Here is a 374-nt window from a genome sequence, read left to right as displayed (position 1 = left end):
CGCAGCGACGACATGGCCTAGTCCGATTTGCCGGCACGCACCGGCGAGAAGCCCTGGGTATGCTGCAGCAGCGCGGCGTCCGGGTGGTCTTTTAGCCCTTGGGCCAGCAGCGTCTGCGCCTACTGGCTACGACCATTGCCTTCGGGCCTTTGCGCAAGCGTCACCAGCGCCGGGTAGAAGTCCGGATGGCTGTTGGGGGCCGTGGGCAAATACGGCTCTACCTCGTCATTACGGCCGCTGGCCTGATAGAGCATCGCCAGGTTGAGGTTGGCTTCGGCCCGTTCCAACAGGCTCTTCTGGGCCGCCTCATACTCCGCAATCGCCGCATTCCACTTCGTCTGGGCAGCGCCCAAACCGCTCCGGGCGGCACCCAG

At 65.2% G+C, this 374-nt stretch carries 1 pseudogene; it reads right to left on the bottom strand.

Annotated features, from left to right (window positions below):
- Positions 1-23: 23 nt before the first annotated feature.
- A pseudogene (locus tag BK660_RS30665) lies at positions 24-374 on the bottom strand (tetratricopeptide repeat protein); the annotation flags it as partial.

The organism is Pseudomonas brassicacearum, from assembly GCF_003732265.1.
Classification (GTDB): Bacteria; Pseudomonadota; Gammaproteobacteria; order Pseudomonadales; family Pseudomonadaceae; genus Aquipseudomonas; species Aquipseudomonas brassicacearum_D.
Note: the sequence above shows the minus strand (reverse complement) of the source record. Positions and strands in the feature narration are given on the sequence as shown.